The following is a 24,737-nucleotide window of genomic DNA, read 5'->3' as shown; positions in this document are numbered from 1 at the left end:
CGGGGACGCTCAGGTGTGGGCGGGGGCCCAGAAGACAGCCACCGCGATGTTGAGCGTGGTGAGCGCCAGCAGGGTCAGGTAGAGACCCTGCGAGATCGTCGGCTTGCGCAGGTTGGCCATCACGAGGCCGAGCACGACCAGCCCGACGACGAGCTTGACGGCGACCTTGACGTGGTCGACCTCGGCGTCACCCGCCTCCAGCACACCGACCAGCAGCAGGCCGGCGACCACGGCGGTGCCGGAACCGTCGCGCATCGCAGCGTTGACCTGCTTGGCGGACGATCCCCGCTGCACCAGCAGTCCTCCGGTGAGGGCGGCGAAGCCGAGCACGTGGACGAACAGCAGGATCAGCCGGAGGGTCTCCATGGTCGGGAAACTACGCGGCGCCGGCACGGCTGCGTCGGTCGGGTCCGCGGGTTGCGGTCGGGTGTCGGGTCTTTACAGAAGGCGCGCCATGCGGTGGGGTGTCACGCATGCATCCTGGGGACCTCCTTCCGCAGTCAGTTCGCCATCTCGCAGCGGAAGGGGGTCAGGAAGAATCAGGGTGGCTGAGCGACCTCGAGCAGGCGATCAGCGACGGCTTCGAGCCGGTGTCCAACGCGGTGAGCTCGGTGATCTTCTACACCGTCACCATCGGCCCGGCGACCTTCCCGATCATCGTCTTCTGGCTGGTGGCCGCCGCCGCGATCTTCACCGTCTACTTCAAGGGCATCCAGTTCCGCTCGATGGGCACGTCCATCGACCTGGTCAAGGGCAAGTACTCCCGCCAGAGCGACCCCGGTGAGGTCACCCACTTCCAGGCACTCGCCTCCGCGGTGTCCGGCACCGTCGGGCTCGGCAACATCGCCGGTGTCGCGGTCGCCGTCACCGTCGGTGGTCCCGGCGCGACGTTCTGGATGATCCTCGCCGGACTGCTCGGCATGTGCACCAAGTTCGTCGAGTGCACCCTCGGGGTGAAGTACCGCGAGGTCCACGAGGACGGCTCGGTCACCGGCGGCCCGTTCCGCTACATGCCCGTCGCCTTCGAGCGGTTCGGCTCGGTGGTCAGCAAGGGCGCGGTCGGCATCTTCGCCGTGGCGCTCATCCTCTTCGGCGCCCTCGGCGGCAACGCCTTCCAGGCCAACCAGACCTACTCCCAGGCCGTCGAGGTCACCGGCGGCGTCGACGGCCCGCTGGGCTCCGACGGCGCCTCGCTCATCTTCGGTCTCGTCCTCGCCGGTCTCGTGGGCATCGTGATCATCGGCGGCGTGCAGTCGATCGCCCGGGTGACCAGCCGGCTGGTCCCGCTGATGGCGATCATCTACATCATCGGCTGCCTGCTGGTGATCATCATCAACATCGGCGACGTGCCCAGCGCCTTCGGCTCCATCATCAGCGGCGCGTTCAACCCCGAGGGCATCACCGGAGGCGTGATCGGTGTGCTGATCATCGGCTTCCAGCGTGCCGCGTTCTCCAACGAGGCCGGCGTCGGCTCCGCGCCGATCGTGCACTCCGCGGTCAAGACCAAGAACCCCGTCAGCGAGGGCTTCGTGGCCCTCCTCGAGCCCTTCATCGACACCGTCATCATCTGCACCATGACGGCGCTGACCATCGTCATCGCCGCCGACAGCACCGACTACCGGAGCCTCGTCGGCGAGCCGATCACCAGCGACAACGGCGTCGTGCTGACCTCGCGGTCCTTCGACACGGTGCTGCCGGGCTTCGACAACGTGCTCGCCCTCGCGGTGGCGCTCTTCGCCTTCTCGACGCTGATCACGTGGTCCTACTACACGATGCGGGCGTGGACGACCCTTGTCGGCAAGACCCCGGGACGCGAGAACTTCTTCAAGGTGCTCTTCTGCGTGTTCACCGTCATCGGTGCCGTCGTCGAGCTGGGCACCGTGCTCGACTTCGCCGACTCGATGCTCTTCGTCTGCGCGATCTTCAACCTGCTGGCCTGCTACCTGCTGCTGCCGAAGGTCCGCGACGAGGTCCGCAAGTGGCGGCAGGGCATCAAGGACGGCACCATCAAGGAGGTCCCGGTGGAGGAGCGGGCCACCACCTGAGGCCCGTGGCCCCGGCCGGCACCTCAGAGCAGGTGCCGGTCGGAGGCCCACCGCGTCAGCTCGTGGCGCGAGGACAGCTGCAGCTTGCGGAGCACCGACGACATGTGGGTCTCCACCGTCTTGATCGAGATGAACAGCTCCCTGGCCACCTCCTTGTAGGCGTAGCCCCGCGCGATCAGCCGCATCACCTCGCGCTCCCGCTCGGTCAGCCGGTCGAGGTCCTCGTCGACCGCCGCGACCTCGATCGACCCGGCGAAGGCGTCGAGCACGAAGCCGGCCAGCCGCGGTGAGAACACCGCGTCGCCGTCGGCGACCCGCCTGATCGCGTCGACCAGCTCGGGGCCGGTGATCGTCTTCGTGACGTAGCCCCGTGCGCCGCCGCGGATGGTGCCGATGACGTCCTCGGCGGCGTCGGAGACGCTGAGCGCGAGGTAGCGCGTGTCGGCGCTGGTCGCGCGCTTCATCACACCGACGCCGCCACCTCCCGGGAGGTGGACGTCGAGCAGGACCACGTCGGGCCGGTGCTCGTCGACCACCCGTGCCGCCGCGTCGACGTCGCCGGCCTCGCCGACGACCTCGACGAGGTCGCTGCCGGCGAGCTCGCCGCGGACGCCGGAGCGGAACATCGCGTGGTCGTCGACGAGGACCACCGTGATCGGAGCGGAGCGGTCGTCACTGGTCATCGTCGGGACCTCCTGTGGTCGGTAGGTGCAGCCGCACCTCGGTCCCCTCTCCAGGGGTGGATCTGACCTCGACGCTCCCACCGTGGCGTGCCATCCGCTCGTGCACGCTGTGGCGCAGCCCGTAGCGGTCGGCCGGCACCGCGTCGGGGTCGAAGCCTGCCCCGCGGTCGCGGACGAAGACGTCCACGGAGGCACCGCTCACCTCGGCGTAGACGTCGACCCGGTCGACCCCCGCGTGCTTGGCGGCGTTGGTCAGCGCCTCTCCCGTGGCCCTGACGACCGCGCCGACCGTCTCGTCCCAGGGCCGGTCACCCACCACGACCAGCTCGACCGCGACGCCGTGGGCGTCCTCGACCGCAGCCGCCACCCGCCGCAGCGCCCCGGCGACGGTGCTCTCGTCGGTCGACTCGCCGACGTAGAGCCAGGCCCGGAGGTCGCGCTCCTGCGCCCGGGCGAGACGGGCGACCGTCGGGCCGTCGTGGGCGTTCTTCTGGATCAGCGCCAGCGTCTGGAGGACGGAGTCGTGGAGGTGGGCCGCGACGTCGGCGCGGTCCTGGGTCCGGACCCGCTCGGCGCGTTCGGCGGTCAGCTCGGCGGCCAGCCGGTAGATCCACGGACCCACCACGATCCCGATGCCGATCACCGCGAGCAGCGCGAGACCCACGACGTCGCCGGCCAGCTCGAGGGAACCCTCCCGGAGGGCGACGAGCGCGAGCGCACCGACCACGAGCAGCAGACCGGCGCCGATCCGGGCGTACGACGCCCAGCCCCCGTCGCCGAGCACCACCCGGACGGGGTCGACCCGGCCGGTGGAGTCGAGCCAGCGCTCCCGCTGCGCCTCGTCCGCCTGCCGCCAGAGCAGGGCGATGCCGCCCACACCGAGCAACGCGGCCCACAGCAGCACCCCCTGACCGACCACGGCGTTGACCAGCAGCAGCGCCCCTACCCCGAGGACGGCGAGGACCACGGCGGGGCCGACGTCGCCGAGCCGTCTCAGCCGCCCCGGCCGGCGTCCCTCGCGGCTGGCCCCCTCGATCCCGGGCGCAGCGGTCTCGAAGGCGTTGTCGCTGGGGAGCACCAGCCAGAAGGCGGCGTACAGGAACACCCCGAGGCCACCCAGGGTGGTCGCGACCAGGAACCCGACCCGGACCCACAGCACCGGCATCCCCGTGTGGCGCGCGAGACCGCCTGCGACTCCGCCCAGGATCGGGTGGCGGCTGTCGCGGGTCGCCCGGCGGGCGCTGTCGGGCGCGGTGGCGGTGGCGGTCATCTCCCGTCCATCGTCACACAGCGGTCGGGGGTCGACCATGAGGTTCGACCCCGGTCCGACCCTGAGGGCCGACGGACCTCGACCGGGCAGGATCAGGGTCGTCCCCGATGGTGGTGGCCGACCCGTGGCCACAGGCTGGTGCCATGACGACGACACCTCCTGACGCCCCGACCGACGAGGGCCCGCGCGTCTCCCGCGACGAGGTCCGCGACCTGGGCCGGCTCCGACGCACGACCACCGACCGCAAGGTCGCCGGTGTCGCGGGTGGGCTGGCCCGGCACCTCGACATCGACCCGATCATCCTGCGCGTGGCCTTCGTGGTGCTGGCCTTCTTCGGCGGCGCCGGCCTGATCCTGTACGCCGCCGCCTGGGCGCTGGTGCCCGAGGACGGCGCGTCGCGGGCACCGGTCCACCTCGACGAGCGCAGCCGCACCATCGCCCTCATCGGGATCGCCGTCGTCGCGGCCCTGGCGCTCGTCGGCGACTCGTGGGGCGCCTTCTGGTTCCCCTGGCCGCTGGTGATCCTCGGGCTGATCGTCTTCGTGTGGCTCAGCCGCAGCGGCCGCGGCGGTCCGGAGACGGTCGACGCCGCGGGCGAGCCGGGCACGGCGTACTCGAGCCCTTCGACCCGGGGCTACGTGGCCCCTCCCCGCGACCCGCGCAAGCGTGGTCCGGTCCTGTTCTGGTTCACGCTGGCGCTGATCGCCTTCTCCCTGGGCCTGCTCGGCCTGGTGGAGGCCGCGGGCGTCGCCGTCACCGACTCCGCCTACCCGGCCCTGGCGCTGGGCATCATCGGCGCGATGCTGGTGGTCGGGTCCACGATGGGCCGCGCGGGTGGTCTCATCGCGCTCGGCCTCGTCGGGTCGGTGGTGCTGGTCATCGCGACCGCCTCCGACAGCTTCGAGGGCGAGCAGGTCGTCGTGGCCCCCACCTCGAGCGCCTCGGTGCAGGACCGGTACGAGCTGGACGCCGGCGAGATGCTGGTCGACCTCAGCGGCGTCGAGGACCCCGAGGGGCTGGCGGGCCGCACCATCGAGACGACCGCCCAGGTGGGGTCGATCGAGGTGATCGTGCCGGAGGAGCTCGACGTCGAGGTGTTCGCCGACATCGGTGGGCCCGGCGGCTACGACCTGTTCGACCGCGATGGTGGCGGCATCGGCGTCAGCACGACCGGCTACCACGAAGGCACTGGCGACGCCGGAGCCGAGCTGACCATCGACGCCGACATCCAGGTCGGCGAGATCATCGTCCGCAGCGAGTGAGGAGACCGACATGAGCGACTACGACACCCCCGAGCCCTCCGGCTACCCCGCTGACGAGCCGTACGGCGACCCCGCGGCGACGGCCGCGGGCTGGCGCCACCCCCTCAACATCGGCCACCTGGTCATGGGCATCGCCTTCCTGGGGCTGGTCCTGATCTGGGGCCTGATCGCCGCCGACGCGGTCGTGGGCGACGACATCCGCTGGCTGATGCCGATCCCGTGGGTGGCCGCCGGCGGCGCGGGGCTGGTGGCGATGGTCGTGGCGGCGCGACGGCGCTCCTGAGCAGCGGCCCCTAGGGTGGCCGGATGCTGCCCACCCTCGGAACCCTGACGGTCCGGCCGGCCACCGACCGGCCGGACCTGCTCGCCGACCCGGTGCTGGCCACGCTCACCGCGTGGCCGCACTCCGACCGGGTCGGCGTCGCGGAGATCGACCCGGAGCTGGCCGACACCGAGGCGTGCTCGGCGGCCTACGACGTCCCGCTGGCGGCCGGAGCCAACTGCGTCGTGGTCGCGGGCCGGCGCGCGGGGGTGGAGCGCATCGCCGCCTGCGTGGTCCGCGCCGACACCCGCGCCGACGTCAACAACCGGGTGAAGCGGCTGCTCGACGTGCGCAAGTGCTCCTTCCTCTCCATGGAGCGCGCGGTCGAGGAGTCCGGGATGGAGTACGGCGGGATCACCCCCGTCGGGTTGCCGACCGGTTGGCGGCTGCTCGTGGACGCGCGAGCCGCCGAGCTGGAGGTCGCGCTCATCGGTTCCGGCGTACGCCGTTCCAAGCTGTTGCTGCCCGGCCGGGTCCTGGCCGCGCTGCCCGGCGCCGAGGTCGTCGCCGACCTGGCCCACTGAGCCGCGAGTCGTCCGCCAGCATTCACCGAGGCGTCACCCACGGCTCCCTACCCCGTCGCCCACGCCGGCGACCGTGGGGGCATGACGCAACGAGCGCAGGACCTGGTCATCGGGGCTGCTTTCCTGCTCGCCTTCCCGTCGGCCATCCACCTCACCCACCTGGCGTCCTCGGAGCCCGGGCAGCCCGGTCGTCCCAGCCTCGAGCAGTCCCCCGCCGCCTCCGCTCCCACCGGGGGCTGACCGCCTCCCCTCCGAACTCCGGGGTCCGGCAGGCACGCCCGGCCGGGCCCCGGGCCTGCTTGTCACTGTGACAGTCGTACTGTCACGATGACGCGGTGAAGCTCTCCTACTCGCTGATGTACGACGGCGACCCCCGCGCCGCCGCGGACCAGGTCGCGGGGCTCGAGCGAGCCGGGATCGACGTGGTGTGGGTCGCCGAGGCCTACGGCTTCGACTCCCCCACCCTCATGGGCTACCTGGCTGCCCGCACCGAGCGCGTCGAGATCGGGTCGGCGATCCTCAACATCTACTCCCGTACCCCGGGGGCCCTGCTCCAGACGGCGGCCGGCCTCGACAACGTCTCGGGCGGTCGTGCCATCCTCGGGCTGGGCGCGTCGGGGCCGCAGGTCATCGAGGGCTGGCACGGCGTCCCCTACAGCAAGCCGCTGGCGCGGACGGCGGAGATCGTCGACCTGGTGCGGCGCGGGTTGCGACGCGAGGTGCTCACCAACGACGGCCTCGTCAAGCTCCCGCTGACCAAGGCCGACGGCGCCGTCACGGGTCTCGGGAAGCCACTCAAGATGCTGACGCGGCCCGAGCGCGACACCGTGCCGATCTGGATCGCCGCGCTGGGGCCCAAGTCCGTCGAGCAGGCCGCCAGCATCGCCGACGGCTGGATCCCTCACCTCTACCACCCCGAGAAGGCCCACGTCGTCTGGGGTGAGGCGCTGGCCGCCGGTGCCGCGCAACGCTCCCCGGACCTCGGACCGCTCCAGGTCACCGCCGGCGGCATGGTCGCCATCGGCGAGGGCCCGGAGACCAAGGAGCTGCTGGAGTTCGCGCGGCCGGTGTTCGCCCTCTACGTCGGCGGCATGGGCGCCCGGGGCAAGAACTTCTACAACGACGTCGCCCGGGCCTACGGCTACGAGAAGGAGGCGGAGGAGATCCAGGACCTCTACCTCGCGGGCAAGAAGAAGGAGGCCGAGGCGCTGGTGCCGACCGAGTGGCTGGAGGCCAGCAACCTGGTCGGTCCCGCGTCCTACGTGAAGGAGCGGATCGAGGCATTCCGCGAGTCCGGCGTCACCCACCTCACGGTCATGCCCGCCAGCGACGACCCGGCGCGGACCGTCGCCCAGGTCAAGGAATGGGTGGCGTGAGCATCTACGCGGCCGAGCACGAGGACTTCCGCCGTACCGCCCGCTCCTTCTTCGAGCGCGAGGTCGTGCCCCACCACGCGCAGTGGGAGAAGGACGGGATCGTGCCGCGCGAGCTGTGGCGCAGGGCCGGGGCGGCCGGGCTGCTCTGCTTCGACGTGCCCGAGGTCTACGGCGGCCCGGGGATCGACGACTTCCGCTTCAACGTCGTGCTGTCGGAGGAGCAGGCACGGGTCGGCGCCAACGGACCGGGGTTCTCGGTCCACACCGACATCATCGTCCCCTACCTCACCGCCCTCGGGACCGAGGAGCAGAAGCGGCGCTGGCTGCCGGGGTGCGTGAGCGGCGAGACCATCACCGCCATCGCGATGACCGAGCCCGGCGCGGGATCGGATCTCGAGGGCGTGCGCACCACCGCCGTCGACGCGGGAGACCACTACGTGCTCAACGGGTCCAAGACGTTCATCAGCAACGGCATCAACGCCGATCTGGTCGTCGTCGTGGCCCGCACCGACCCGGACGCCGGCCACCAGGGCATCAGCCTGCTGGTGGTCGAGCGCGGCATGGCCGGCTTCGAGCGGGGCCGCAACCTCGACAAGATCGGGCTCCACGCCCAGGACACGGCCGAGCTCTCCTTCACCGACGTGCGCGTGCCGAAGGAGAACCTGCTCGGCGAGGAGGGGCAGGGCTTCGTCTACCTGATGACGAACCTGCCGCAGGAGCGGTTGATCATCGGCGCCCAGGCGGTCGCCGCGTGCGAGTACGTCGTGGAGCTGTGCCTCGACCACGCCAAGAACCGCGAGGCGTTCGGCCGACCGATCGGGAAGTTCCAGCACAACCGGTTCCTCCTCGCCGAGATGGCGACGGAGGCCCGCGTCGCGCGCGCCTTCCTTGACGACTGCCTGCGCAAGCACCTCGACGGCCGGCTCACCGCCATCGACGCAGCGATGATCAAGTGGTGGGCCACCGAGCTCCAGAACAAGCTGGTCAGCCAGGGCGTGCAGCTCCACGGCGGCTACGGCTACATGACGGAGTACCCCATCGCCCGGGCCTACCTGGACAGCCGGGTCTCGACCATCTACGGCGGGACCACGGAGATCCAGAAGGAGATCATCGGCCGGTCCCTCGGCATCTGACGCGCGGGTGGTCCCTCAGGTGACCGTCTGGAGCGGCACGTCGTAGCTGTGGTCGGTCGCCGTCGGTGAGACGCCGACGTGCTGCATGGTCAGCAGGTCACCCACGCTGACGTCACCGGAGCCGTTCGTGTCCACGTGCGCCGACAGCGCGTAGGTGGCGCGCGGGTCGAGGGAGGGCACGTCGAGGTCGAAGTCCACCGCCAGGGCGGTCCCCACCAGGCCGATGCTCGTCTCCGCGACGGTGACGGCCGGCGCATCGGCCCGGCTGACGTCGAGCAGGCGGACCCGGGCGACCTCGTGCCCGTGGAGGGCGTGGTCGTCCGGCATCCGCAACGTGCCGTGCAGCCTCACCTGGGTCTCCCGTCTCTGCGGCGGTGCGACCCCCACGCTCCCCCGACCCGCGGGGCGCGTCAAGCGGGGTTGACGCCACGGTGACGGTGCGGTGACGGAGGCGTTCCTAGGGTTCCCGGAACAAGAACGGGGAGGTGCACCGTGGCCAAGAAAGCGGCCAAGAAGAAGGACGACACGGCCGACCAGGTGACGGAGGACAACACCGGGCTCCTCAGCGGGGACACGGTCCGCACCGGTTACGTCGTGCTGACGTCCGGCGAGCCCCGACCGGTCCAGTACTCGGTGGTCGAGGACCACGCCGTGTTCGAGGGCGACATCGTCCTGGGCACCGTCGACGAGGTCGAGCGGACGGCAGGGGTGATCGCGGACGTCGCGCAGGCGGACGCCGGGATCGCGCACGGGATCGGCATCACCGGCCAGCAGTACCGCTGGCCCAACGCGCTGATGCCCTACGAGATCGACTCGGGCGTGACCAACGGGGTCGCCCGCGTCACCGACGCCATCAACCACTGGCAGTCCAAGACGAGCATGCGCTTCGTGGAGCGCACGTCCGCGAACGCGTCGCAGTACCCCAACTACGTGCGGGTCATCAAGGGCTCGGGGTGCTGGTCCTACGTCGGCATGCGGGGTGGCAAGCAGGAGATCAGCCTGGCCGACGGCTGCGGTTTCGGAGCGGCGGTCCACGAGTTCGGCCACGCCTGGGGACTCTGGCACGAGCAGTCCCGCGAGGACCGCGACGCCTTCGTGACGATCCACTGGGCCAACATCCAGGCTGGCATGGAGCACAACTTCAACCAGCACATCGCGGACGGCGACGACATCGGCAGCTACGACTACGGCTCGATCATGCACTACGGGCAGTACGCGTTCTCCAAGAACGGGCAGCCCACGATCACCCCGAAGCAGAGCGGGGTCACGATCGGGCAGCGTGGTGGGCTGTCCGCGCTGGACGTCGCGGCCGTCCACGCGATGTACCAGACCTGGCACAGCAACAAGACGGTCGCCCAGACCTATGCCACCCACCACTCGAAGAACGCGTGGGTCAACCTCGCCGGCATGGGCTGGCGGCGGGTGCACCCGGATGCTCCCGATGGCGTGAGCAACGTGTTCGCGCAGATGGTCTGGGCCCGCGCCTACAACCGGAACGTCACCGTCCTCGCGGACGGGACGCACGTCTACCACGCCTATGTGCTCTGAGGAAGGAACCGACCGACCATGTGGACCCAGATCAACCAGACCTACGCCACCCACCACGGCCAGAACGCCTGGGGCAACCTGGCCGCCAACAGCACCGGCTGGCGCAAGATCGGGCCGAACGCGCCCGACGGCGTCACCAACGTGTTCCTGATGCTCGTCGCCGCCAAGGCCAGCAACAAGCAGGCCTACGTCGTCCAGGACTCGAACAACCAGATCACCGCCGCCTACTTCTGATCCGTTCTCCGAGAGGCAGGACCCGTGAACAGCGACATCACGATCACCATCACCGTGGGCGGGTCGACGACGACGCTCGGCTCGTCCGGGACGGGGACCGGCTCCGCGGACGGGCCACCGGCCCCCCTGGACCTCGGCAGCCTCGGTCAGGCCGACGGCTCCTCGTCCGGTGAGGGACCGCCGCCGCGTGAGCTCGAGCAGGGCAGCGCCCAGGCCTCCGGGACCGAGGCGCCCCCGCCGTCGGACGTGGGGGGTGCCGACGGTGGGGGCGCCGGGGCGGCGGAGGAGCCGCCCGCACCGGCGGACCTCGAGGACCAGGGGAACAGCGCCGACGACGGCGCCGGGCCCCCACCTCCGGAGGACGTGGGCGAGCCCGACTGACCCGGGACCGCCCACCCCGACGTCGACCTCGACCCGGGCGCGGTGGGTTACTCCTACACTCGCTCCATGAGTGACGTCGAGGTTTCGGGACCCGAGGTCCCCCGGTCCGCAGAGGTGCTCACCCCGGACGCGCTGGCGTTCGTCGCCGACCTCCACCGCCGCTTCGGCCGACGGCGCACGGAGCTGCTGGACCGGCGCGCCCAGCGCAGGGACGAGATCGGGGTCGCCGGGACGCTCGACTTCCTGCCCGAGACGGCGCACGTGCGCGAGTCGACGTGGCAGGTCGCGCCCGCGCCGCCGGACCTGCTCGACCGGCGCGTCGAGATCACCGGTCCGACCACCCCCAAGATGGCGATCAACGCGCTCAACTCCGGGGCCCGGGTGTGGCTGGCCGACTTCGAGGACGCCAACACGCCTCACTGGGCCAACGTGGTCGGCGGCCAGCTGACGATGCGCGACGCCGTGCGCCGCACGCTCGCCTTCACCTCGCCGGAGGGCAAGGAGTACGCGCTGCGCGACCCGGACGCGATCCCGGTCCTGGTGCCACGCCCCCGCGGGTGGCACCTCGACGAGCGGCACCTGCTCGTGGACGGCGAGCCCGTTGCGGGAGGGCTGGTCGACTTCGGCCTCTACGCCTTCCACAACGCCACCGAGCTGCTCGGGCGCGGCAGCGGACCGTACTTCTACCTCCCGAAGCTCGAGTCGCACCTCGAGGCGCGACTGTGGGACGAGGTGTTCACCCACAGCGAGGAGGTGCTGGGGATCCCTCACGGCTCGATCCGGGTGACGGTCCTCATCGAGACCATCACCGCGGCGTTCGAGATGGAGGAGATCCTCTACGAGCTGCGCGACCACGCCACCGGCCTCAACGCGGGTCGCTGGGACTACCTGTTCAGCATCATCAAGAACTTCCGCGACGCCGGCCCGGGGTGGACGCTCCCGGACCGCAACGCGGTGACGATGCGCGCGCCGATGATGGCCGCCTACTCCGACCTCCTGGTGCGCACCTGTCACCGGCGCGGCGCCCACGCCATCGGAGGGATGGCGGCCTTCATCCCGAGTCGGCGCGACCCGGAGGTGAACGAGCGCGCGTTCGCGAAGGTGCGGGACGACAAGACCCGCGAGGCCGAGGCCGGGTTCGACGGGTCGTGGGTGGCCCACCCCGACCTGGTACCGGTGTGCGAGGAGGTCTTCGACGCCACGCTGGGCGAGAGCCCCAACCAGCTGGTCGTGCAGCGGGAGGACGTGTCCGTCACGCCGGCCGACCTCCTCTCCGTCGCCGAGACGCCTGGTGAGCGGACGGAGGCCGGGCTGCGCGGCAACGTCCGTGTCGGCATGCAGTACCTCCACGCCTGGCTCTCGGGCAACGGCGCGGCCGGCATCGACAACCTGATGGAGGACGCCGCCACCGCCGAGATCTCGCGGTCGCAGGTGTGGCAGTGGCTCCACAACGACGTCACGCTCGACACCGGTGAGACGGTGACCCGGGAGCTGGTGGCGCGCGTGGTCGAGGAGGAGTACGCCGGGCTGGTGGAGCTGCTCGGCACCCAGGACGACCTGCTGCCCGAGGCCCGCCGGCTCTTCGAGGAGTCGGCCGTGGCCGACGAGTACCCGGCGTTCCTCACGCTGGCGGCGTACGAGGCGGTGCTCGAGCGCGAGTGACCTCCGGCCGGCGGGAGCTGCCTGCCCTCGCACCCACCGGCGCGCAAGGATGGGTGCATGGGTAGTCACGACGAAGACACCGACCAGAAGCGGAAGCGGAGTCGCGCCCGCGACGCAGCCAAGCTCGTCTCGGTGACGTTGATGGGAGTGGCCCTCGCCCAGGAGCTGCGCAAGCCGAAGGAGGAGCGGACCTGGCAGGGAGCCCTCTTCGGCTGGGTGCCCTACGACCTGCGTCCGCCGACCCCGGCCCGGGTGAAGGCGTCGGTGTGGTCGCCGGACGACGAGCGGGTGCTGCTGCCGCGCGCGTTCGGCGTCGGCTGGTCGCCCAACGTCGGTCGAGTCGTGCGGCTGGTCAGGCAGGGTGGGGACCGGGGGCGGTGACGCTCGAGCGGCTGCCGCGGCGCCCGGCCCTCGAGGGGACCACCGGATCGTAAGGACCACGGCGACCCCGCGCGCCTAGGCTCGAGGCGAAGGGAAGTGACTGACCGTGATGGACATGTTGATGTCGGGTACGGCGGTGGTCATCCTGATCGGCCTCGTCGTCCTCATCGGAGTCGTCTTCGTCACCATCCGCGTGATGGGCGGACGCGCCGTGCGTGGTGACCACCCCGGTGAGGCCGGCTACGACCCCGGGGACCACCAGCCGACCTGAGCATCCTCGCCGGGGGCCCGGGGGCCCCGCGCTCACCGACGGGCGTCGTGAAGGGCGAGCTGCTGCAGGAGCCCGGCAGCCACCGAGAGAGCGATGGCGGCCGGTTCCTTGCCGCCGACGGCGGGGTCGCCGATCGGGGTCCGGATCCGGTCCACGACGGCCTCGTCGTGTCCCTCGACCAGCAGCCCGCGGCGGAACCGAGCCCACTTCGCCGAGGAGCCGATCAGCCCGACGCTGCCGAGGTGCTGGCAGCGCAGGGCTGCGTCGCAGAGCGCGAAGTCCTCGGCGTGGTCGTGAGTCAGCACGAGCACGTGGCAACCGGTCGGGACCTCACCCAGCACGAGCTCGGGCACCGGGGCGTGGTGCACGTGCACGCCCGCGACCGCGTCGGCGAGCACGGCGAGCCGCCCCTCGGTGAGCTGGTCGGCCCGGGAGTCGACCAGGTGCAGCTCGACGTCGTGGCGGGCCAGGATCCGGGCGAGCTCGAGGCCGACGTGACCGACGCCGAAGACGGCGACCGCGGGGACGACCGGGAGCGGCTCCAGGAGCACCGTCACCTCGCCGCCGCAGCACTGCCGTCCGTGGTCGGTGCGCGCCTTGTCGGACAGCGAGACCTCCAGCGACTCGGGGCCGGTCGCCTCCGCGGCGAGCATCGCCCGCGCTCGCGTGATGGCGGTCTCCTCGAGGTTGCCGCCGCCGACGCTTCCCCAGGTGTCCTCGGCGGAGACGACCATCTTGGCCCCGGCTGCCCTCGGCGCGTGACCGCGGACGTCGGTGAGCGTGACGAGCACGCCGGCGACCCGGTCGTTCCGCAGCCGGCGTACGGCCTCGGCCCAGTGCACGGCTAGTCCCCCACTCCGGCGTGCCGCTCGGAGCGCGGTCGGATCGGCGGCCGGTCGGCGGCCGGCTGCTCCGGTTCAACCGAGCCGATGGTGACGCGGCCGGTGCCGCCACCCCGCGCCTGCTCCACCGCCCAGTAGACGGCCTCGGGGGTCGCCGGGGCAGCCAGGTCGACGCTGACTCCCTCCTCGCCGAACGCCGCCGCGGCCCGGCGCAGCGCCTCGCGCACCGAGAGCGCGAGCATCAGCGGCGGCTCCCCCACGGCCTTCGAGCCGTAGACGGCGCCGTCCTCGTGGGCCCGGTCGAGCAGCGAGACGTGGAGCTCCTCGGGCATCTCGGAGAAGGCGGGGAGCTTGTAGGTCGACGCCGCCTGCGTCAGCAGTCGGCCCCGCGAGGGCCCGTCCGACTGGTCCCACCGCAGGTCCTCCAGGGTCAGCCAGCCCGCGCCCTGCACGAACCCGCCCTCGATCTGGCCGAGGTCGACGAGCGGGGAGAGCGAGTCGCCGACGTCGTGGACGATGTCGACCCGCCGGGTGCGGTAGGCACCGGTGAAGCCGTCGACCTCCACCTCGGTGGCGGCGACGCCGTAGGCGAAGTACTTGAACGGGTGACCGCGCATCACGGTGGAGTCCCAGTGCAGCCCCTCCGTGCGGTAGAAGCCGGCGGCCCACAGCTGGACCCGCCCGAGGTAGGCCTCCCGGACCAGCTCCTCCCAGGTCAGCTCGCGGCCGGCGCGGAGCCGCTCCAGGCGGCCGAGGATCTGCTCGCAGGCGTCCTTGACGGCCGCGCCGTTGAGGTCGGCGCCCGAGCTGGCGGCCGTGGCGGAGGTGTTGGGCACCTTGTCGGTCCGGGTCGGCGCCAGCCGCACCCGCTCGAGCGGTACCCCGAGGGCGGTCGCCGCCACCTGCAGCATCTTGGTGTGGAGCCCCTGCCCCATCTCCGTGCCGCCGTGGTTGATGAGCACCGACCCGTCCTTGTAGACGTGGACCAGCGCCCCGGCCTGGTTGAAGGCCGTGAAGTTGAAGGAGACGCCGAACTTCACCGGCGTTATCGCCAGCGCCCGCTTGGTGTGGGGGTGGCTGGAGTTCCAGGCCGCGATGTCCTGCTGGCGTCGGTCGACGTCGGCCTCGCGCACCAGCTGGTCCCACGCGGTCTCCAGCCGCTCCGGGTGGCGCACCGGCTGTCCGTACGGCGTCTCCTGCCCCGCCACGTAGACGTTGCGGCGCCGCAGCTCCTCGGGCCCGATGCCGAGCAGCGGGGCACACCGGCCGAGGATGTCCTCGATCACGAGCATCCCCTGCGGCCCGCCGAAGCCCCGGAACGCCGTCTGCGAGGTCTTGTGGGTCCGCGCGATCCGCCCGTTCACCCGGACGTGCGGGATCCAGTAGGCGTTGTCGACGTGGCAGAGCGCCCGGGCCAGCACCGGCTCGGACAGGTCGAGGCTCCACCCGCCGTCGGAGGTGAGGGTGGCGTCGAGTGCCTGCAGCCGGCCGTGGTCGTCGAAGCCCACCCGCCACTCGGCGTGGAAACCGTGCCGCTTGCCGGTCATGGTCATGTCCTGGGTGCGGTTGAGGCGCAGCCGCACCGGCCGCCCGGTCAGGGTCGCGCCGAGGGCCGCGACGGCGGCGTACCCGTGCGGCTGCATCTCCTTGCCGCCGAAGCCGCCACCCATCCGCAGGCACTGCACGGTGACCGCGTGGCTCGGGAGGTCGAGCACGTGGGCGACGATCTCCTGCGTCTCGGTGGGGTGCTGGGTGCTGGACTGCACGAAGACCTGCCCGGCCTCGTCGACCTGCGCCAGCGAGCAGTGGGTCTCGAGGTAGAAGTGCTCCTGGCCCGCCATCTCGGTCTCGCCGCTGAACACGTGAGCGGACGCGGCGAGCCCGTCCTCGACGTCGCCACGCGCGACTGTCGGCTGGCCGCCCTGGAAGGAGTGGGCGGCGATCGCCTCGCGCAGCCCGATGACCGAGGGCAGCGGCTCGTAGTCGACCTCGACGGCGGCCGCGCCCAGCCGCGCGGCCTCCAGGGAGTCGGCGAGCACCCAGCAGACCGCGTGCCCGACGTACATCACCTCGGTCGGGAAGAGCGGCTCGTCCTGCTTGACCCCGGCGTCGTTGACGCCCGGGACGTCGGCGGCGGTGAGCACCCGGACGACCCCGGCGACGTCGAGGGCCGGCTCGACGCGCAGCGCCGTGACCAGGGCGTGTGCGTGGGGCGCCTGGACGGGGTGGGCGTGGAGCAGCCCGGACGTGCGCGGCAGCAGGTCGTCGGTGTAGAGCGCGTGACCGGTGACGTGGAGGGCGGCGCTCTCGTGGGCGAGCTGCTCCCCCACGACGGCCCCCTCCGGGCGGCGGCTGAGCTCAGTCACGGCCGGCCTCCGCCCACAGTCGCGGCAGCGCGTTGCCGAGCATGGCGGACCGGTAGGCGGCGCTGGCGCGGGCGTCGTCGATGGGGGTGCCCTCACCGCGCAGCACCGCGGCCGCGGCGGTGACGGTGTCGACGTCCCAGGGCCGCCCCTCGAGCGCGGTCTCGGTGGCCGTGGCGCGGATCGGCGTCGCGGCCACGCCTCCGAGCCCGATGCGAACCCGGGTGACGGTGCCGTCCGCCACGTCGAGGGCGACGGCGACCGCGATCCCGGAGATGTCGTCGAAGCGGCGCTTGGCGATCTTCTGGAACTGGGCCACCGGGCTCAGCGGGAGCGGCACCCGCACGGAGCCGATCAGCTCATCAGGCTCCCGCACCGTCTCGCGGTAGCCGGTGAAGAAGTCGCTCAGGGCCACGACCCGCTCGCCGCGCACCGACACCAGCACCAGCTCCGCCTCGAGGGCGAGCAGCGCCGGTGCCAGGTCACCGATCGGCGAGGCAGTGGCCAGGTTGCCGCCGACGGTGGCGCCGTTGCGGATCAGCCGCGAGGCGAACTGCGGCCACACCTGGTCGAGCATCGGCACCCGGCCCGCGAGTTCGCGCTCGAGCTCGGTGAGCGTGAGCGCCGCCCCGAACCGGATCGCGTCGTCGGCGACCTCCAGCTCGCGCAGCTCCGGCAGCCGGTCCACCGCCACGACGTACGCCGCCCGCTCGCCGCGCAGGTTGACCTCGACTCCCCAGTCGGTGCTGCCCGCGACCACCGTGGCCTCCCGGTGCTCGGACACCAGCTGGAGCGCCTCCTCCAGGCTGGCCGGCCGCGCGAAGCGACCGGTCGGCGTCTCGATCCGCGTCGGTGCCGGGGCAGGCGCGGGCCGGGAGAGCCGGTCGACCAGCGGGTCGTCGGGCGCCGGGTCGGCCAGGGCCCAGGCGGCGTCGCGGATGGGCCGGTAGCCGGTGCACCGGCAGAGGTTGCCGCCGAGCGCGTGGATGTCGAAGCCGTTGGAGCCGTGCTCGACGTCGGGCTCGCGCGGTCGGCGGTCGCGGCGGTAGTACTCGGCCGCCATGCTGCAGACGAACCCCGGCGTGCAGTAGCCGCACTGCGAGCCGCCCCGTCCGGCGAGCTCGCGCTGCACGGGGTGGAGCGCCTCGGGTGAGCCCAGCCCCTCGGCGGTGACGACCTCCTGGCCGTCGAGGGCAGCCGCCGGGACCAGGCAGGCGTTGAGGGCGGTCCACTGCGAGCCGTCGCCGTCGGGCCGGACCACCAGCACCGAGCAGGCGCCGCACTCACCCTCAGCGCAGCCCTCCTTGGCGCCCGTGAACCCGAGGTCGCGCAGCGCGTCGAGCGCGGACGCGTGCACCCGCGTGCCGGCCAGCGAGCGGGGCCGACCGTTGACGGTGATCGACGCCTCCATCCACCCACTCTATGCCGCCGCGTGTGCCGGAGGGTGCGCTCCGGCGCACTCCGGGGCACACGCCGCGATCAGGGGAGCAGCCGTGCGTGGCGGTGGACGTCCTTGTAGAGCAGGTAGCGGAACCGACCGGGGCCACCGGCGTAGCAGGCCTGCGGGCAGAACGCCCGCAGCCACATGAAGTCGCCGGCCTGCACCTCGACCCAGTCACGGTTGAGGAGGTAGACCGCCTTGCCCTCCAGGACGTAGAGGCCGTGCTCCATCACGTGGGTCTCCGGGAACGGGATCGACCCGCCCGGCTCGAAGCTGACGATGTTGACGTGCAGGTCGTGGCGGACGTCGTCGGGGTCGACGAACCGCTGGGTCGCCCAGGCGTCGGTGCCGGGCATGGGTTCGGGCGCGACGTCGTCCTCGTGCGTCACGAAGGCCTCGGGCGTGTCGTAGCCGTCGACGGGCTCGTAGGCCTTCCGGATCCAGTGGAACGTCGCCGTCGCGTCACTGTCGTTGTGGAGCGACCAGGCCGTTCCGGCCGGGAGCAACGCGTAGCTGCCGGGCCGCAGCTCGTGGTCGGTGCCCGCCACGGTGAGGCGAGGCGCGCCGTCGACGACGAAGAGCACCGCCTCGGCGCGGGGGTCGTCGTCGGGCCGGTCGCTACCACCGCCGGGACCGACCTCGACGACGTACTGGCTGAAGGTCTCCGCGAACCCCGACAACGGCCGCGCCAGCACCCAGGCCCGGGTGTCCCGCCAGTGCGGGAGCCGGCTGGTGACGATGTCGCGCATCGTGCCGCGCGGGAGGACGGCGTAGGCCTCGGTGAAGACCGCCCGGTCGGTGGTGAGCTCGTCCTGCGCGGGCAGCCCGCCGCGCGGCACGTAGTAGGTCATGCGTCTCCCCTCTCGAGCAGCCGGCCCCGGGGTGCACCGTCCGGGTCCAGCCGTACGCCGCGCAGCCAGGTCTGCCGCACCGTGCCGGTGAGCGTACGCCCGGCCCAGGCCGAGACCGGGTTGCGGTGGCGCAGCCGCGCCGGGTCGACGGTGAAGGTCTCCTCGGGGGCCAGCACGCAGAGGTCCGCGTCGGCGCCGACCGCGATGCGACCCTTGTGGGCGAGCCCGACGAGGTCGGCGGGTCGCTCGCACATCCACCGCACCACGTCGCCGAGCCCGAGGCCCCGCTTCCGCGCCTCGGTCCACACCGCCGGCAGCCCGAGCTGCAGCGACGCGATGCCGCCCCAGGCGTCGCCGAAGTCGCCGGTGTCGAACCGCTTGAGGTCGGCGGTGCACGGCGAGTGGTCGGTCACGACGAGGTCGATGTCGCCCGCGACGAGTCCCGCCCAGAGCCGGTCGCGGTTGCCCGCGTCGCGGATCGGGGGGCAGCACTTCAGCTGGGTCGCGCCGTCGGGGATCTCCTCCGCACAGAAGCCGAGGTAGTGGGGGCAGGTCTCGACCGTGACGCGGACGCCGTCGCCGCGGGCCGCGCGGAGCACCGGCAGCGCGTCGGCGCTGGAGAGGTGGACGACGTGGGCGCGGGCGCCCGTCGCACGGGCGGCCTCCACCACGCGCTCGATCGCGGCGTTCTCCGCCGCCGGCGGCCGCGACCGGAGGAAGTCGGCGTAGGCCCGCGAGTGCGGCGCCTCGGGCGCGATCTCGGCACCGTCCTCCGCGTGCACGAGCAGCAGCGCGTCGAGACGGGCCAGCTCGGTCATCGTCTCCCGCAGTCCGGGTCCGTCGAGCTCGGGGAACTCCTCGACCCCCGAGGGCAGCAGGAAGCACTTGAAACCGAGGACGCCGGCGGCGTGGAGCTCGGCGAGGTCGGCCACGTTGCCGGGCACGGCGCCGCCCCAGAAGCCCACGTCGACGCGGACCCGGTCGCGGGCGACGGCCTGCTTGGCCCGCAGCCCGTCGAGCGTGGTGGTCGGCGGGATCGAGTTGAGCGGCATGTCGACGATGGTGGTGACACCGCCCGAGGCCGCCGCGCTGGTGGCGGACTCGAAGCCCTCCCACGCCGTACGCCCCGGCTCGTTGACGTGGACGTGGGTGTCGACAAGCCCCGGGAGCAGCACCTCGTCCGCGGCGAGCTCGAGGTCCGCCGGCAGGTCGGCGTCCGCGTCGAGGGTCGCGATCCGGCCGGACCGGATGCCGAGGGAGACCGCGCGCTCGGCACCGGCCACGATCGCGCGGGCGGCGCGGACGACCGTGTCGTACTCCTCAGCTGCCACGGTAGGTGGTGTAGCCGTGAGGGCTCAGCAGCAGCGGGACGTGGTGGTGCTCGTCGGCGGCGATCCGGAATACCACGTCAACCTCCGGGTAGAACGCGTGCTCGCCGAGGTGTGCGGCGGTCACGAACCGCAGCCGGTAGGTGCCGGGGGCCAGGTCGGGCCCGACGCTGGCCACCCGACCGTCGGCGTCGGTCACCCCCTCCCCCAGGACCGTGCCGTCAGGCGCGAGCAGGGTGACGGGGACGCCCGCCGCGGGCCGACCTGCGGCGGTGTCGAGGACGTGCGTGCTCAGCGTGGCCATGGGCCCACCACCTCTTCCAGTCGCAGCAGCGCGATCTCGGCGAGCTGCCCGATCGTCTCCCGGCGCTCGGTGTCGTCGTCGTTGTCGAGCCGGCGGTCGAGCTCGGCCAGGATCTCGTCGGCGTCGCGGCCGGCGGCACGGATCAGGAAGACCCGGTCGAACCGCTGCTCGTAGGCACGGTTGCCGGCGGTCAGCCGCTCGGCCACGGCCCGGTCGCCGGCGTCGACGCCGGACTGCTCCCGCGCCGAGGCGGCCGCGTCGTGCCCGGCACCCGCGCGCTCCCCGATCCGGGGGTGGCGAGCCAGCGCCTGCTCGAGCTCGGCCTCGGACATCGACGAGGCCGCGACCTCGGCCACGCTCCGCAGGGCGCCGAGGTCGGGGAAGGGCCGAGCGGCCACCACGGTGTCGACCCAGCGGGGTACGTCGAGGCAGGCCGCCAGCCGGGACCGGGCCTCGGCCTCGGGGAGCGCGTTGAACTCCTCGAGCGTCATGCGTCGTCCCGGGTCACGGTGGCCTCGATCAGGCCGTAGGGCCGGTCGGCGGCGATGAAGACCTCGCCGTCGTTGGTGAGGCCGAACGGCGCGAGGTCGACCAGGTGGTGGTGCCGGTTGGGCGCCACGAAGGAGATCTCCGCGAGGTCCGGTCGGTGCTCCAGCGCCGCCCGGCCCATCAGCCACAACGTCTCCTGGAGCGCCCGGCTGTGGGTGTTGGCGAAGGTCTCCAGCAGCACGGCCCGCACCTCGGCGTACGCCGTGTTCCATGCCGCCGGGCGGTCGGGACGGTCGGGTCCGAAGGTCCAGGTCGCGGTGAGGGAGGTGGCCAGCACCCGGTCGTCGGCGTCGGCCAGCGTCGTGTAGTCGTCGCGCAGGAACCCCTTGAACTCCGACCCCGTCGACTTGAGCAGCACCAGGTCGGTCAGCCCCGACCGCACCGTCACGCCGCTGTCCGTCACGTCGACGGTGGTGGTGCGGACCTCGGTGCCGCGGCGCACGAAGGCGTGGTCGTGGCCGCCAGTGCCGCCAGGGCCGCCAGGGACCCGCTCCCAGGCGTGCTCCTCGACGCGGACCTCGCAGCCCGTGGCGACCGGCGTGGCCCTGAGCAGCCGGCGTCCGAGGGCCTGTGCGTAGTCCTCGATCGCCTCCACGCCGTGCTCCTTGGCGTAGGCGAAGGCGGTGTTCTTCTGGGTGTCGGTGGGCAGCACGTCGGACTGGTCGCCGTCGAGGTGGGCGGCCGCGAAGTCACCCCGGAGGGCCGTCGAGACGTTGAGGTCGCGGATCTCGTGGCGGGGCGTGTCACGCACGATGCGGACGACGCGGTTCTCCGCCTTGCCGTAGCGGTTGTGCCCGAGCCTGATCCGCACGCTCACCCGCCTCCGACGGGACGCTTGGCCAGGTCGGCGAGCCGGCTCGTCGACAGCCCGGTCCGGTTGCGGACCTCGGACTCCTCCACCGCCCCGCAGTCCAGGCCCCGGAGCACGAAGTCGGCCAGCGCACGGGCCGTCGCCGGCTCGTCGAGGACGGTGGAGCCGGTGCCGCCGGCGTAGGCGCGCAGCCGCTGGGCGGCGCGGTCGAAGCCCTCGCGGAAGAACCCGTGGGTGGCGGCGAACCGGGTCGGCAGCTGGGCGGGGTGGAGGTCCCAGCCCTGGTAGAAGCCCCGCTCCAGGGAGCGCCGCACCAGCCGCAGGTGCTCCTCCCAGCCCGGCAGCAGCTGGTCGTCGACGGGCAGCCGGTTGGTGGAGCCGTCGGAGAGGCGTACGCCGGTGCCGGCAGCCGCGGCCTGCATGACGGCCTTGGCGTGGTCGGCCGCCGGGTGCTCGAGGCTCTGCTGCCCGGCGGCGATCCCGCAGGCGGCGCTGTAGTCGTAGGTGCCGAAGTGGAAGGCGGTGAGCCGGCCCGCGCCCGCCTGGATCATCTGGGGGAGCAGCGTGTGCCCCTGGGGACCCAGCACCGACTGGGGCGTCTCGACCTGGACCTCGAGCTCCAGCCGGCCCTCCACCTCCTCCTCGAGGCGCTCGAAGGCCAGCACCAGGGCGGCGACCTGGTCGACCGAGGTGACCTTGGGCAGGGTCACCACGAAGCCGTCCGGCACCGTGCCGAGGGCCCGGACGAACCCGACGAGCGTGCGCAGCCCGCGGTGGCGGGTCGCGGGCTCGAGACTCTTGATCCGGATGCCCGAGAACGGCGAGGACTCCCCCGCCTCGATCGACTCGGTGAGCGCGGCGGCGGCGGCCGCCGCGTCGTCGTCCTCGGTCTCGTCACCGCGGTCGCCGTAGCCGTCCTCGAAGTCGATGCGCAGGTCCTCCACGGCCTCGGTGTCGAGCTTGGAGAGCACCCGCGCCATCAGATCGTCGTCGTCGCCGATGAGCTCGAGGAACTCCTCGGCGTGGTCGAGCACGACCTGCTCGGCCTGACGGGACAGGTCGTGGACGCTGCGGGCGTGGTACCGGTCGGCGGGGAGGTAGTAGGTGTGGACCGGCTGCCGACCGGGTCGCTCGCCGGGGTAGTCGCGGGCCAGGGCCTGGTCGGCCTCCCCGAGAAGGTCGTCCACCTCGGCCGTCAGGGCATCGAGGTCCATGACGAGAGCCTAGTGTGCGCGGCGTCCCACACCCGGGAACCGCCACGCCGGGGCGTGGGACCGGTTCACTCCCACTCGATGGTGCCGGGCGGCTTGGACGTGATGTCGAGGGTGACCCGGTTGACCTCGGCGACCTCGTTGGTGATGCGGGTCGAGATCGTCTCCAGCACGTCGTAGGGCAACCGGGACCAGTCGGCGGTCATCGCGTCCTCGGAGCTGACCGGCCGCAGCACGATGGGGTGGCCGTAGGTGCGCCCGTCGCCCTGGACCCCGACCGACCGCACGTCGGCGAGCAGCACCACCGGCAGCTGCCAGATGTCGCGGTCCAGGCCCGCCTTGGTGATCTCCTCGCGCGCGATCGCGTCGGCCTCCCGCAGGATGTCGAGCCGCTCGCGGGTCACCTCGCCGACGATCCGGATGCCGAGGCCCGGCCCCGGGAAGGGGTGGCGCCACACGATCTCGGCGGGCAGCCCGAGCTGTTCGCCCACCAGCCGCACCTCGTCCTTGAAGAGGGTGCGCAGCGGCTCGACCAGCTCGAACTCGAGGTCGTCGGGCAGCCCGCCCACGTTGTGGTGGGACTTGATGTTGGAGGTGCCGGCACCGCCGCCGGACTCGACGACGTCGGGGTAGAGCGTGCCCTGGACCAGGAAGGCGACCGACGCGCCCTCGTCGACGGCGTACTTGTGCAGCACCTCGGCCTCGGCCGCCTCGAAGACGCGGATGAACTCGCGGCCGATGACCTTGCGCTTCTCCTCGGGGTCGGAGACGCCGGCCAGGGCGTCGAGGAAGCGCTTCTCGGCATCCACGACGTGGAGGTCGACCCCGGTGGCGGCGACGAAGTCACGCTCCACCTGCTCGGCCTCGCCCTTGCGGAGCAGCCCGTGGTCGACGAAGACGCAGGTGAGCCGGTCGCCGATGGCCCGCTGCACCAGCGCGGCGGCGACCGCGGAGTCGACGCCCCCGGAGAGCCCGCAGATCGCGCGGCCCTCCTCGCCGACCTGTTCGCGGACCCGCTCGACCTGCTCCTCGACGATGTTGACCATCGTCCAGGTGGGCCGGCAGCCCGCGATCTGGTGCAGGAAGTGCTCGAGGACCTGCTGGCCGTGCTCGGTGTGCAGCACCTCGGGGTGCCACTGGACGCCGGCGAGGCCGCGGTCGAGGTCCTCGAAGGCGGCGACCGGGGTCACCGCGGTGGCGGCGAGCACGTCGAAGCCCCGGGGCGCGGCCGTCACCGAGTCGCCGTGGGACATCCAGACCGTGTGCTCGGCGGGTACGTCGGCCAGCAGCGTGCCGGGGGCCGTGACCGCGACCCGGGTGCGGCCGTACTCGCGGGCCCCGGTGTGGGCGACCTCCCCGCCCAGCCCGCGGGCCATCAGCTGGAAGCCGTAGCACATGCCGAAGACCGGCACCCCGGCGCGGAACAGGTCGTCGTCGATGCCGGGCGCGCCCGCGGCGTACACGCTCGAGGGGCCACCGGAGAGAATGATCGCCGCCGGCTTGCGCGCCAGCATCTCGGCGACGGGCATCGAGTGGGGGACGATCTCGGAGTAGACCCGTGCCTCCCGCACCCGGCGGGCGATCAGCTGGGCGTACTGGGCGCCGAAGTCGACCACCAGCACCAGGTCGTGCTCGGGAACCTCCGTCATGGCCGCAGCCTACCGAGCAGCCACGCCCCCACCGCCCCCGGAGGTTGAGGTGCGACGGCGTCCCGCGCTCGCCGGAGGTTGAGGTGCGAAGGCGTCCCGCGCCCGAGCCACGAAACCCCCGGCCCGGCACGCCGACCCCACCCCACGTCGGCGGAGCCTGTCGAGACCAGTGCGCGTGAAAATGAGTCAGGGCCCGGCCGGGGAGGGAGGGTGGCCGGGCCCTGAGCGTCCACCCGCGTGGCGGGTGAACATCCTGACCCGGCATCGGGAGGGAGCATGACGGCCGGGTCTCACCC

27 protein-coding genes are annotated in these 24,737 nt (G+C 72.5%); 13 read left to right on the top strand and 14 right to left on the bottom strand.

Features of this window, described 5'->3' with window-relative positions; all coding sequences use genetic code 11:
- Positions 1-9: 9 nt before the first annotated feature.
- Complete coding sequence (locus tag K6T13_RS04085; RefSeq protein WP_222897259.1) at positions 10-366, bottom strand: hypothetical protein; 357 nt, start codon at positions 364-366, stop codon at positions 10-12.
- A gap of 107 nt (positions 367-473) precedes the next feature.
- On the opposite strand from K6T13_RS04085, the gene K6T13_RS04080 reads away from it, so the two are divergent.
- Positions 474-2,045 carry an alanine/glycine:cation symporter family protein gene (locus K6T13_RS04080; protein WP_222897258.1) on the top strand — a complete coding sequence of 524 codons (1,572 nt, stop codon included), beginning with the start codon at positions 474-476 and terminating at the stop codon, positions 2,043-2,045.
- 23 nt (positions 2,046-2,068) lie between these two features.
- Here the strand turns inward: K6T13_RS04080 and K6T13_RS04075 are convergent, their stop codons facing one another.
- Together K6T13_RS04075 and K6T13_RS04070 are read right to left on the bottom strand one after the other, a co-directional pair.
- Positions 2,069-2,728 carry a LuxR C-terminal-related transcriptional regulator gene (locus K6T13_RS04075; protein ID WP_222897257.1) on the bottom strand — a complete coding sequence of 220 codons (660 nt, stop codon included), beginning with the start codon at positions 2,726-2,728 and terminating at the stop codon, positions 2,069-2,071.
- Positions 2,718-3,998, bottom strand: coding sequence for an ATP-binding protein (locus K6T13_RS04070; protein WP_249423925.1), 1,281 nt, complete (start codon positions 3,996-3,998; stop codon positions 2,718-2,720). The genes K6T13_RS04075 and K6T13_RS04070 overlap by 11 nt, the downstream gene beginning before the upstream one ends.
- Before the next feature lie 143 nt (positions 3,999-4,141).
- On the opposite strand from K6T13_RS04070, the gene K6T13_RS04065 reads away from it, so the two are divergent.
- The 6 genes from K6T13_RS04065 to K6T13_RS04040 all read left to right on the top strand — a co-directional run bounded on the left by K6T13_RS04065 (position 4,142) and on the right by K6T13_RS04040 (position 8,615).
- On the top strand, positions 4,142-5,260 hold the full coding sequence (locus tag K6T13_RS04065; protein WP_222897255.1) for a PspC domain-containing protein: 1,119 nt from the start codon (positions 4,142-4,144) through the stop codon (positions 5,258-5,260).
- Positions 5,261-5,270: 10 nt separating this feature from the next.
- Positions 5,271-5,543, top strand: coding sequence for a hypothetical protein (locus K6T13_RS04060; RefSeq protein WP_222897254.1), 273 nt, complete (start codon positions 5,271-5,273; stop codon positions 5,541-5,543).
- 23 nt (positions 5,544-5,566) lie between these two features.
- Complete coding sequence (locus K6T13_RS04055; RefSeq protein ID WP_222897253.1) at positions 5,567-6,106, top strand: YbaK/EbsC family protein; 540 nt, start codon at positions 5,567-5,569, stop codon at positions 6,104-6,106.
- 81 nt (positions 6,107-6,187) lie between these two features.
- On the top strand, positions 6,188-6,346 hold the full coding sequence (locus K6T13_RS04050; RefSeq protein ID WP_222897252.1) for a hypothetical protein: 159 nt from the start codon (positions 6,188-6,190) through the stop codon (positions 6,344-6,346).
- Positions 6,347-6,441: 95 nt separating this feature from the next.
- Positions 6,442-7,482, top strand: coding sequence for an LLM class F420-dependent oxidoreductase (locus tag K6T13_RS04045; RefSeq protein ID WP_222897251.1), 1,041 nt, complete (start codon positions 6,442-6,444; stop codon positions 7,480-7,482).
- Positions 7,479-8,615 (top strand): acyl-CoA dehydrogenase family protein, encoded by a 1,137-nt coding sequence (locus K6T13_RS04040; RefSeq protein WP_249423924.1) that lies wholly within the window; start codon positions 7,479-7,481, stop codon positions 8,613-8,615. Before K6T13_RS04045 ends, K6T13_RS04040 begins: the two co-directional genes overlap by 4 nt.
- Before the next feature lie 15 nt (positions 8,616-8,630).
- On the opposite strand, the gene K6T13_RS04035 is transcribed toward K6T13_RS04040, so the two are convergent.
- The gene (locus K6T13_RS04035) at positions 8,631-8,966 is read right to left on the bottom strand and encodes a YbaY family lipoprotein (protein ID WP_222897249.1); all 336 of its coding nucleotides are present in this window, start codon (positions 8,964-8,966) and stop codon (positions 8,631-8,633) included.
- Between the two features lie 141 nt (positions 8,967-9,107).
- Between K6T13_RS04035 and legP the strand changes: the two genes are divergently transcribed.
- From legP to K6T13_RS04005, 6 genes are all read left to right on the top strand, one after another.
- On the top strand, positions 9,108-10,163 hold the full coding sequence (gene legP, locus K6T13_RS04030; RefSeq protein ID WP_222897248.1) for a Dot/Icm T4SS effector Zinc-dependent metalloprotease LegP: 1,056 nt from the start codon (positions 9,108-9,110) through the stop codon (positions 10,161-10,163).
- 18 nt (positions 10,164-10,181) lie between these two features.
- On the top strand, positions 10,182-10,397 hold the full coding sequence (locus K6T13_RS04025) for a hypothetical protein (RefSeq protein WP_222897247.1): 216 nt from the start codon (positions 10,182-10,184) through the stop codon (positions 10,395-10,397).
- A gap of 24 nt (positions 10,398-10,421) precedes the next feature.
- The gene (locus K6T13_RS04020; protein ID WP_222897246.1) at positions 10,422-10,778 is read left to right on the top strand and encodes a hypothetical protein; all 357 of its coding nucleotides are present in this window, start codon (positions 10,422-10,424) and stop codon (positions 10,776-10,778) included.
- A 66-nt stretch (positions 10,779-10,844) separates the two neighbouring features.
- Positions 10,845-12,440 (top strand): malate synthase A, encoded by a 1,596-nt coding sequence (gene aceB / locus K6T13_RS04015; RefSeq protein WP_222897245.1) that lies wholly within the window; start codon positions 10,845-10,847, stop codon positions 12,438-12,440.
- A gap of 57 nt (positions 12,441-12,497) precedes the next feature.
- Positions 12,498-12,821 carry a hypothetical protein gene (locus K6T13_RS04010; RefSeq protein ID WP_222897244.1) on the top strand — a complete coding sequence of 108 codons (324 nt, stop codon included), beginning with the start codon at positions 12,498-12,500 and terminating at the stop codon, positions 12,819-12,821.
- A 115-nt stretch (positions 12,822-12,936) separates the two neighbouring features.
- Positions 12,937-13,092 carry a hypothetical protein gene (locus K6T13_RS04005; RefSeq protein WP_222897243.1) on the top strand — a complete coding sequence of 52 codons (156 nt, stop codon included), beginning with the start codon at positions 12,937-12,939 and terminating at the stop codon, positions 13,090-13,092.
- Between the two features lie 32 nt (positions 13,093-13,124).
- Here K6T13_RS04005 and xdhC read toward each other — a convergent pair whose 3' ends face one another.
- The 10 genes from xdhC to guaA all read right to left on the bottom strand — a co-directional run bounded on the left by xdhC (position 13,125) and on the right by guaA (position 24,441).
- Positions 13,125-13,934 carry a xanthine dehydrogenase accessory protein XdhC gene (xdhC, locus tag K6T13_RS04000; RefSeq protein WP_222897242.1) on the bottom strand — a complete coding sequence of 270 codons (810 nt, stop codon included), beginning with the start codon at positions 13,932-13,934 and terminating at the stop codon, positions 13,125-13,127.
- Between the two features lie 2 nt (positions 13,935-13,936).
- Positions 13,937-16,300, bottom strand: coding sequence for a xanthine dehydrogenase molybdopterin binding subunit (locus K6T13_RS03995; RefSeq protein WP_222897241.1), 2,364 nt, complete (start codon positions 16,298-16,300; stop codon positions 13,937-13,939).
- Positions 16,293-17,708, bottom strand: a complete 1,416-nt coding sequence (locus K6T13_RS03990) for a xanthine dehydrogenase small subunit (RefSeq protein ID WP_222897240.1) — start codon at positions 17,706-17,708, stop codon at positions 16,293-16,295. Before K6T13_RS03990 ends, K6T13_RS03995 begins: the two co-directional genes overlap by 8 nt.
- 68 nt (positions 17,709-17,776) lie before the next feature.
- Positions 17,777-18,589, bottom strand: a complete 813-nt coding sequence (locus tag K6T13_RS03985) for a bifunctional allantoicase/(S)-ureidoglycine aminohydrolase (RefSeq protein ID WP_222897239.1) — start codon at positions 18,587-18,589, stop codon at positions 17,777-17,779.
- Positions 18,586-19,920, bottom strand: a complete 1,335-nt coding sequence (gene allB, locus K6T13_RS03980) for an allantoinase AllB (protein ID WP_222897238.1) — start codon at positions 19,918-19,920, stop codon at positions 18,586-18,588. The genes K6T13_RS03985 and allB overlap by 4 nt, the downstream gene beginning before the upstream one ends.
- Complete coding sequence (gene uraH / locus K6T13_RS03975; RefSeq protein WP_222897237.1) at positions 19,910-20,221, bottom strand: hydroxyisourate hydrolase; 312 nt, start codon at positions 20,219-20,221, stop codon at positions 19,910-19,912. The genes allB and uraH overlap by 11 nt, the downstream gene beginning before the upstream one ends.
- A complete protein-coding gene (gene uraD / locus K6T13_RS03970; RefSeq protein ID WP_222897236.1) occupies positions 20,209-20,712 on the bottom strand; it encodes a 2-oxo-4-hydroxy-4-carboxy-5-ureidoimidazoline decarboxylase in 504 nt (167 codons plus the stop codon). Before uraD ends, uraH begins: the two co-directional genes overlap by 13 nt.
- Positions 20,709-21,581, bottom strand: a complete 873-nt coding sequence (pucL, locus tag K6T13_RS03965) for a factor-independent urate hydroxylase (protein ID WP_222897235.1) — start codon at positions 21,579-21,581, stop codon at positions 20,709-20,711. The genes uraD and pucL overlap by 4 nt, the downstream gene beginning before the upstream one ends.
- A 2-nt stretch (positions 21,582-21,583) precedes the next feature.
- A complete protein-coding gene (locus K6T13_RS03960; RefSeq protein WP_222897234.1) occupies positions 21,584-22,795 on the bottom strand; it encodes a DUF6986 family protein in 1,212 nt (403 codons plus the stop codon).
- Between the two features lie 65 nt (positions 22,796-22,860).
- The gene (gene guaA / locus K6T13_RS03955; protein ID WP_222897233.1) at positions 22,861-24,441 is read right to left on the bottom strand and encodes a glutamine-hydrolyzing GMP synthase; all 1,581 of its coding nucleotides are present in this window, start codon (positions 24,439-24,441) and stop codon (positions 22,861-22,863) included.
- Positions 24,442-24,737 lie beyond the last annotated feature (296 nt).

The organism is Nocardioides coralli (assembly GCF_019880385.1).
Classification (GTDB): domain Bacteria; phylum Actinomycetota; class Actinomycetes; order Propionibacteriales; family Nocardioidaceae; genus Nocardioides; species Nocardioides coralli.
The sequence above is the reverse complement of the archived record's forward strand: the minus strand, read 5'-3'. Positions and strand labels throughout refer to the sequence as shown.